Here is an 8,461-nt window from a genome sequence, read left to right as displayed (position 1 = left end):
CGGCCAGCCACGGCAGCCAGCCGCCGGCGCGGTTCGCCGTCGACGTCGCCGCCGGCAGCGGCACGGCGTCGGCGTCGATGCGCGCGAGTAGCCGGTCGAGGCCCGGGCGCGGGTCCAGCTCGGCGGTCTCCGCGTCGTCGCAGAGGCCGGCCTGGAACTGCTGCTGCAGCGCGAATTCGCGGCGGCAGTCGGCGCAGTCGCGCAGATGCTGCTCGACGCGGGCGCGCTGCGCCGCCGTCGCCGTGCCGTTGACGACCCAGGGAATCAGGTCCCAGGTCTGCGTATGCGAAAGGCCTTCGTCACTCATGGTCATTTCCGTTCGGCGGGATTCGCGGCCAGATCGGCGCCGCCGAGCGCCGGCAGCGAATTGCGCAGGCGCAGGCGCGCGTGGAACATGCGCGCCTTCACCGTGCCGGTCGCGCAGTTCATGATCACGGCGATTTCCTCGCAGGACTGGCCGAGGTAGTAGGCCAGCTCCAGGGTCATGCGCTGCTCCGGCGACAGCAGGTCCAGGCCACGCCGCACCCAGTCGCGCAGTTCGCGCTGCTCGGCTTCGCCGGTTTCCGCGGCGGCCGGGTCCGGCAGCTCTTCCTCGGCTTCGGCCGCCGGCAGGTTCTGGCGCAGGGTCTTGAGCATGCAGCGGTAGGCGATGCCGACGATCCAGGTGCCGACCTTGGAATCGCCGCGGAACTCGGCCGCCTTGCGCCAGACCACCCAGAACGCGTCGTTGATGATGTCGTCGACGAGATCGCGCCGCGCCGTATGCCGAGCGAGGAAGCGCGCGAGCACGCCGTGCTGGCGCAGGTAGAGGCGCTCGAATGCGACACGGTCGCCGCGCGCGACGGACGCGAGCAGGCGGCGCTCTATCGCCTCTCCCGCGTCCGCCGCGCCGGCATCCGGTCCTTCCTGGTTGTCGCTGGTGAATTCCATGGGGTTCCGGCCGGTCACCTGTCGCCACTGAGTGCCGCCGCCGCGGCAAATGGTTGTGTCGCCGTTGCCGGCGCCCCGGCGCCGGTCCGCGGGCATCGGGGGACTCTCGCGGCAGCCGCTCCGGTTGTGAACCGCTGCGCCAAATAACCATTGCCGGCTTTTTCGGCGGTTGCCTGTCGGTGTAGGTTCGTCCGTCTCCCAACGCTCAGGCAGATTCTGCGCCATGGCCGGTATCCGCAACGACCGCTGTTCGCGTGGAATCGCCGGCCTGCTGCTGGCCGCGGCGGCCGGCGCCGCGCAGGCGCAGGGCTGGGGCGGCTCGCTCGGCTACGGCACCGACAACGTCTATCGCGGTGTCAGCCTGAGCTCGGGCCGGCCGGCCTGGCTGGCCGACCTGCACTACGGCCTCGGCACCGACTGGGTCGTCGGCCTCGGCGCTTCGCAGGAACGGCCGCCGTTCCAGGACGCCGGCGCGCAGTACACGCTCTATCTCGACCGGCGCTGGCAGCTCGACGAGGACTGGTCGGCCAAGCTCGGCCTGATCCATTACGAATCGCCGAACAATGTCTGGCGCGACGAACTCAACTACAACGAGCTGACCGCGGCGATCGGCTGGCGCGGCCGCTGGCGCGCGAGCCTCGCGTTGTCGCCGGACACGCCCGGCGTGTTCAGCTACCTCGGCGCGCCGACCGGCTTCGCCGCCGCGGCCGAGCTCAGCTACCGGCAGCCGCTGGCCGGCCGCCTCGCGGCCGACGTCGGGCTCGGCTATGCGCGGCTGCACGCCGCGAGGCTCGACTACGCCTACGGCAACGTCGGCCTGAGCTACGGCATCGGCGACGTCTACGTCTACACCTCGCTGCTCTGGGCCACGCCCGACGCTACCCAGTACAACACCGGGTCGACCGAGCGCCGGCGCTGGGTCACGACGATGGTCTGGAACTTCTGAACGCGCGTCGCGCAACCGATACGCCCGCGATCCGCACTCACGCTCACGAACCGCGCAGTCCGCGCGGCGTTTTCCGTGACGGAGGCAAACCTATGATTCGGCGAATCGCGCAATGGGCGGCCGGCGCGAGCCTGCTGCTGTCCACCACCCTGGCCTTCGCGGCCAACCACGTCGTCACGGTCGGCGGCAGCGGCAACGGCTTCTCGCCGTCCAACCTGACGATACAGGCCGGCGATACCGTGACATTCCGCAATGCCGGCGGTTTCCACAATGTGGTCGCCGACGACGGCTCGTTCCAGTGCTCCAACAACTGCAAGAGTACGAGCAATCCCTCCGGCGGCGCGCCGAATTCCAGCGAATGGAGCCAGACCCTGACCTTCGGCACACCCGGCGAAGTGCCCTACTACTGCACCGCGCACGGCGCACCCGGCGGCATCGGCATGTCCGGCAAGATCACCGTGCAGGGCGGCCCCGCGTTCTCGATCGGCAGCGCCGTCAGCGGCAACTGGTTCAACCCGGCGCAGAGCGGCCACGGCTTCCAGCTCGAGAAGGTCAACGACACCACCGTCACGGCGTTCTGGTTCACCTTCGACGCGAACGGCAACCAGGTCTGGATACTCGGCGTCGGCCAGATCGCGAACAACCGCATCGAGATGCAGGCGGTCAAGAGCCGCGGCGGCCGCTTCCCGCCGAACTTCGACCCGACCCAGATCACGAATCCGCCCTGGGGCACGCTGACCTTCACGTTCACGGGCTGTAACGCCGGCAGCGTCAGCTGGACTTCGGTCGACCCGCTGTTCACGGCTTCCGGCACGCTCGCGCTCGAACGCGTGACGTCGGTGCAGGGGACGAGCTGTCCGTAGGCGTCGTATCCGAACTTCCCTCTCTCCTGCGCGTGCGGGAGAAAGGGCTCTTGCGCCCGTCACTCCGTTGAATTCAGGTCAATAATTTCAACGAATCCGCATCACGGCGAGAGTTCGGGCGGCGCATCCGATTGGGTTTCTACCCCTCACCCAACCTCTCCCCCAAGCGCGTTCCGCGCCTGGGGGAGAGGGCCTCGTGGCCGGGACTCACGCAATCCCGCGCCGACCGGAATCTATCGCCAAGCAGTTACCGCAGACTGCAAAGCGACTGTGCGGACCCGCGAAACGATCCGCAACCGCGCAGCGCTCATACGATTCCCCGTTCCCGGCCCTCAACCCAGCCACCACCGCCACAACGGCAGGCTCGCCATCGACAGCACGACGCCGTAGCCGACGAGGGCCGAGCCGAGTTCGGGCGACAGGCGCGCCATCGCGGCGAGCGCGGCGGCGGTGATCATCGGCGGCATCGCCGATTCGAGCACGACGGCGGCGCGCGCGTCGGGACCGAGACCCAGCGCGAGGCAGAGCAGCCACGCCAGCGCCGGCATCACGAACAGCTTGCCGGCCAGCCCCAGTGCGAGCGGCAGCAGCTGCGAGCGCGGCAGGCGCAGCTTGAGCTGCATGCCCAGCGCCAGGCCTACGAGCGGCAGCATCGCGCCGGCGAGCTGCTGCAGCACCGCGACGATGGCGGCCGGCGGCTCCGCCGGCATCAGGGTCAGGGCGAAAACCAACGCGAGGAACGGCGGAAAACGCAGTACGCGCTGCATGACGACGCCCGGCGTCGGCCGCGCACCGCCGGAATAGATCGCGATGACGGTCAGCCCGAACGTGGACAGGATCAGAAAGCTGCCGAACTGGTCGTAGAGCACGGCGAACGGCATCGCCGCCGGACTCGCCAACACCGGGATCAGCGCGTAGCCGAGGAACGAGGTATTGCCGAGCGGCACTTCGAGCAGCAGCACGGCCGTGTCCGGCCGCTGCAGGCGCAGCAGCCGCGCCGCGCCGAGCAGGAGCACCGTGCTCGCCGCGAGCAGCAGCCACGGCACGAGCACGACCCCGAACGCGGCCGAGGCGAACTGCAGCTTGGGCACCTGCAGCAGGATCGACGCCGGCATGCAGACGTAGAGCACGACGATGTTCAGCGCATCGGGCGCGCTGTCGGGCACGAGCCGGCGCCAGGCCAGCGAGCGGCCCAGGGCCATCAGCAGCAGGACGAAGGCGAAAGCGGCGAAGACGGACATGGCGCGGTACGGCAGCGGCGGCGGAATCCGGCGGCGCAGCTTAGCGCCGCGCGGCGCGCTTTCCGGGCGCCTACGACCAAGGCAGGGGGCGCGGCCGCGGCGAACCGGACGCGGCGCAGGGATCTGCGGGAAAGCCGGAACGCTGGCGTGCCGGCCGACCTCCGACTCGGCGGAGGCCGGCGCTGGCATTGCGCTCGTCCGGCGGACCGGCGTGCGGCGCCGGAGCGGTTCGCCGGCGGTTCGCGGATGACCCGCGCCGCGCGGCCGCCTGCCGCCGCGCTTATTCGCCGAGCGCCTCGCGCACGAACTCGGGCTGTGCCAGCGCGGCGCGATGCATGTCGACGTTGTAGTAGCGCGTCGCGAACTGCTTGCTCGCCGCACCGCGTTCGCGGAAACCGGCGAGGTCGGCGCCCTTGCGCACCATCGTGCAGCTCCACCAGCCGGTCGGATAGCACGGCTGCGGGAAGTTCAGCGTCCTGGCGGCCTGGAAGCCGGCGCTCTTCATCGCCAGGCGCATGGCCTTGATCAGGTCCAGGTGCACGAGCGGCGATTCGGACTGCTGCACGAGGATGCCGCCGTGACGCAGCGCCTTGTAGCAGCTCGTGTAGAACGCGGCGTTGAACAGGCCTTCGGCCGGACCGACCGGATCGGTGGAGTCGACGATGATCAGGTCCAGCGACTCCGGCTCGCATTCGGCCATGTACTTGATGCCGTCGATGAACAGCAGCTCGGCGCGCGGATCGTCGTTCGCTTCGCAAAGCTCGGGGAAATATTTCTCGGCCAGGCGCGTGACGCGCTCGTCGATCTCGACCTGGATCGCCTTCTCGACCTCGTCGTGACGCAGCACTTCGCGCAGGGTGCCGCAGTCGCCGCCGCCGATGATGACGACGCGCTTGGCCCGCGCATGGGTGAACAGGGCCGGATGCGACATCATCTCGTGATACAGGAAATTGTCACGGCTGGAGACCATCATGCAGCCGTCGATGACCATCAGCTTGCCCCAGTCGGTCGTGTCGTAGATCTCGATGGTCTGGAACGGCGTCTTTTCCGCGTGCAGCTTTTCTTTCACGCGGAAACCGATGGACGAGCCGGAGTGCTCGTGCTGCTCGGTGAACCAGGAGTTCTCGGACATGGCGCTGTGCTCGGAGGAGGGTCGGACGGGGCGCGCGATTGTACCGGTTCCCCGGCGGCTTTGGTCGCGTCCGCCGCCGTCGTCGACGCTAGACCTTCGCCAAGTACAATGACCGGCCCTACGGCCCCGCGGCGTGCGAGGCTTCCGGCCGTCGGGAAGGTGGCTGACGCCATCGTTTTACGTCCAGGCCCCGCCGCTGCGACGCACACTCGGACAGTTGAGGAACAGCGTCAATGACGAATGCGTGGAACGTGGAACAGGCGCGCCAGCGCTTTGCGGTGCCCTACTGGGGCGAGGGCTATTTCGACATCGACGAGCAGGGCCGCATGGTCGCCCGGCCGCACGGGCCGGACGGCCCCGCGCTGGCGCTCGACGAGATCGTCGCACGGGCGCAGGCGCAGGGTTCGCGGCTGCCGCTGCTCGTGCGCTTCTCCGACATCCTGCATCACCGCCGCGCGCGGCTGCAGGCGGCGTTCGCGACGGTCATGGCCGACTGGGACTACGCCGGCGGCTACACCGCGGTGTTCCCGATCAAGACCAACCAGCAGCGCGGCGTGGCCGGCGAGCTCGCCGCGCACGGCGACCGCGGCTTCGGCCTCGAAGCCGGCTCCAAGCCCGAGCTCATGGCCGTGCTCGCGCTGGCCAAGCCCGGCAGCACGGTGATCTGCAACGGCTACAAGGACCGCGAATACATCCGCCTCGCGCTGATCGGCCGGCGCCTCGGGCTGGAGATCTACATCGTCATCGAGAAGCCGTCGGAACTGGCCCACGTCATCGAGGAATCGCGCCTGCTCGGCGTCGAGCCGCTGCTCGGCGTGCGCATGCGCCTGGCCACGCTCGGCGCCGGCAAGTGGCAGAACACCGGCGGCGACAAGGCCAAGTTCGGCCTGACGCCGCGGCAGGTGCTCGACCTCGTCGACGAGCTGCGCCGGCACAAGCTCGACCACACGCTGAAGCTGCTGCATTTCCACATGGGCTCGCAGCTCAGCAACGTGCGTGACATCGCCGCGGGCATGCGTGAGGCCGTGCGCTATTTCGTCGAGCTGTCGAAGATGGGCCTGCCGATCGCGACGATGGACGTCGGCGGCGGCCTCGGCGTCGACTACGAAGGCTCGCGCTCGCGCTCGTTCTGCTCGATCAACTACGGCCTGGAGCAGTACGCCGCGACGATCGTGCAGCCGCTGGCCGAGGCCTGCGCCGAGCACGGCCTCAAGGCGCCGCGCGTGATCACCGAGGCCGGCCGCGCGATGACCGCGCACCATGCCGTGCTCATCGTCAACGTCAGCGAAGTCGAGCAGGCGCCGACCGGCGCGATTCCGCCCGAGCGCGCGAACGAACCGGCCGTGCTGCGCCATCTGCGCGAAATCCACGCCGAGCTCGACGAGCGTCCGCTGCTGGAGCTGTACCAGGAAGCGCAGCACCACGTCGCCGAAGGCCAGACCCTGTACGCCCTGGGCCAGCTGTCGCTGGCCGACCGCGCGCGCCTGGACGATCTGTTCTACGCGATCGTCACGATCGTGCGCCGCCGCCTCAAGCCCGAGGAGCGCGCGCACCGCCAGGCCATCGACGAGCTCGACCTGCGCCTCGTCGACAAGTACTTCGTCAATTTCTCCGTGTTCGAATCGATTCCCGACGTCTGGGCCATCGACCAGGTGTTTCCGATCGTGCCGCTGACGCGCCTGGACGAGGAGCCCACGCGGCGCGGCGTCATCGGCGACCTGACCTGCGATTCCGACGGCCGCATCGACCAGTACGTCGAGGAGGACGGTCTCGACGTGAGCCTGCCGCTGCACGAGCTGCGCAGCGGCGAGTCCTACCGCCTCGGCATCTTCATGGTCGGCGCGTACCAGGAAACGCTCGGCGACATCCACAACCTGTTCGGCGACACCGACGCGGTCAGCGTGCACATCGACGACGCCGGCACGCCGCAGCTGTCGCAGTTCAAGCGCGGCGACTCCTGCGACATCATGCTCGACTACGTCGGCTACGATCTCGCCGCGCTGCGCCAGGCCTATCGCGACAAGATCGCCGCGGCCGGCCTGAGCGACGAGGCCGCGCGGCAGTTCGAGGCCGTGCTGGAAACCGGGCTGACCGGTTATACCTATCTGGCCGAATCGCCCTGAGGCACGGCGGCGTGGCGGGGCAGTCCGCCGCGCCGCCCGATGTCCGCGCCGGCGAACCGGCGCATCCGCATCGACACGGGAAGGCGTCATGAAAGTACTCGTAACCGGCGGCGGCGGCTTTCTCGGCAAGGCCGTCTGCAAGCAGCTCGTCGCGCGCGGCCATGCGGTGCGCGCGTTCAATCGCCACGACTATCCCGAGCTCGCGACGCTCGGCGTCGAGCAGCGGATCGGCGACCTGCGCAATCTCGATCTCGTCGCGGCCGCGGCCGAAGGCTGCGACGCGATCGTGCACACGGCGGCCAAGGCCGGCGCCTGGGGTCCGCTCGGCGAGTACTACGAGATCAACGTGCGCGGCACCGACAACGTGCTCGCGGCCTGCGAGATCCATCGCATCCCGCGCCTGGTCTACACCTCCAGCCCCAGCGTCGTGCACGACGGCAAGGACCTGAACGGGGTCAACGAATCCGCGCCGTACGCGACGCATTTCCTCGCCGCGTATCCACAGACCAAGGCACGCGCCGAACAGCGCGTGCTCGCGGCGAACTCGGCGCAGCTCGCCACGGTCGCGCTGCGCCCGCACCTGATCTGGGGTCCCGGCGATCCGCACCTGCTGCCGCGCATCATCGACCGCTCGACCCGCGGCCGGCTGCGCCACATCGGCGACACGCCGAAGAAGATCGACACGGTCTACGTCGACAACGCGGCCGAGGCGCACGTGCTCGCGCTGGACAAGCTGGAGCCGGGTTCGGCGATCGCCGGCAAGGCCTACTTCATCACGCAGGGCGAGCCGGTCAATCAGGACGCGATGATCAACGCGCTGCTCAAGGCCGCCGGCCTGCCGCCCGAGGAACGCCGCATCTCGGTGGATTTCGCGCGCTTCGTCGGCGCGAATCTCGAACGCATCTGGAAGCTGCTGCGGCTCAAGTCCGAGCCGCCGCTGACGCGCTTCATCGTCGAACAGCTGTCCACGGCACACTGGTTCAACATCGCCGCCGCGCGCCGCGATCTCGGCTACGCGCCGCGCGTCAGCACGAACGAAGGTCTGGCCCGCGTCGGCGAATTCCTCGCACGCCAGCGCATGCAGCAGCGCAAAGGCTGAACCGCGCGCTCAGGCCGCGCGCCAGCCGGCCGCCGCGGTCCACAGCGCGGTCAGCAGCAGCACCGCGCCGACCGCGCGATTCAGGGTCAGTCCGGCCGACGGCCGCTGCGCGAGCCAGTGCCGCGCG

The 8,461-nt window shown here is 69.5% G+C and carries 8 protein-coding genes; 4 read left to right on the top strand and 4 right to left on the bottom strand.

All coding sequences use genetic code 11. The annotated features are described in order from the left end of the window. Both NON22_RS16160 and NON22_RS16155 read right to left on the bottom strand, forming a co-directional pair. Nucleotides 1–307, bottom strand: a 307-nt coding sequence (locus NON22_RS16160; protein ID WP_257387976.1) for a zf-HC2 domain-containing protein, incomplete at its 3' end; no start/stop codon positions are given. A gap of 2 nt (nucleotides 308–309) precedes the next feature. After that, nucleotides 310–930 carry an RNA polymerase sigma factor gene (locus NON22_RS16155; RefSeq protein ID WP_257387975.1) on the bottom strand — a complete coding sequence of 207 codons (621 nt, stop codon included), beginning with the start codon at nucleotides 928–930 and terminating at the stop codon, nucleotides 310–312. A 223-nt stretch (nucleotides 931–1,153) separates the two neighbouring features. Between NON22_RS16155 and NON22_RS16150 the strand changes: the two genes are divergently transcribed. Together NON22_RS16150 and NON22_RS16145 are read left to right on the top strand one after the other, a co-directional pair. Further along, a complete protein-coding gene (locus NON22_RS16150; RefSeq protein ID WP_257387974.1) occupies nucleotides 1,154–1,876 on the top strand; it encodes a TorF family putative porin in 723 nt (240 codons plus the stop codon). A gap of 92 nt (nucleotides 1,877–1,968) precedes the next feature. After that, nucleotides 1,969–2,739, top strand: a complete 771-nt coding sequence (locus NON22_RS16145; protein WP_257387973.1) for a plastocyanin/azurin family copper-binding protein — start codon at nucleotides 1,969–1,971, stop codon at nucleotides 2,737–2,739. Nucleotides 2,740–3,071: 332 nt separating this feature from the next. Here the strand turns inward: NON22_RS16145 and NON22_RS16140 are convergent, their stop codons facing one another. Continuing rightward, nucleotides 3,072–3,980 carry an AEC family transporter gene (locus tag NON22_RS16140; protein ID WP_257387972.1) on the bottom strand — a complete coding sequence of 303 codons (909 nt, stop codon included), beginning with the start codon at nucleotides 3,978–3,980 and terminating at the stop codon, nucleotides 3,072–3,074. Between the two features lie 280 nt (nucleotides 3,981–4,260). Next, nucleotides 4,261–5,112 carry a polyamine aminopropyltransferase gene (speE, locus tag NON22_RS16135; protein WP_257387971.1) on the bottom strand — a complete coding sequence of 284 codons (852 nt, stop codon included), beginning with the start codon at nucleotides 5,110–5,112 and terminating at the stop codon, nucleotides 4,261–4,263. A gap of 233 nt (nucleotides 5,113–5,345) precedes the next feature. Here speE and speA point away from each other — a divergent pair, with 233 nt between their 5' ends. Both speA and NON22_RS16125 read left to right on the top strand, forming a co-directional pair. Then, nucleotides 5,346–7,235 (top strand): arginine decarboxylase, encoded by a 1,890-nt coding sequence (gene speA / locus NON22_RS16130; protein ID WP_257387970.1) that lies wholly within the window; start codon nucleotides 5,346–5,348, stop codon nucleotides 7,233–7,235. A gap of 88 nt (nucleotides 7,236–7,323) precedes the next feature. After that, entirely contained in the window at nucleotides 7,324–8,334 is a 1,011-nt protein-coding gene (locus NON22_RS16125) for an NAD-dependent epimerase/dehydratase family protein (RefSeq protein ID WP_257387969.1), read from the top strand. Nucleotides 8,335–8,461: the final 127 nt, after the last annotated feature.

Source organism: Tahibacter caeni, assembly GCF_024609805.1.
GTDB classification, from domain to species: Bacteria; Pseudomonadota; Gammaproteobacteria; order Xanthomonadales; family Rhodanobacteraceae; genus Tahibacter; species Tahibacter caeni.
The sequence above is the reverse complement of the archived record's forward strand: the minus strand, read 5'-3'. Positions and strand labels throughout refer to the sequence as shown.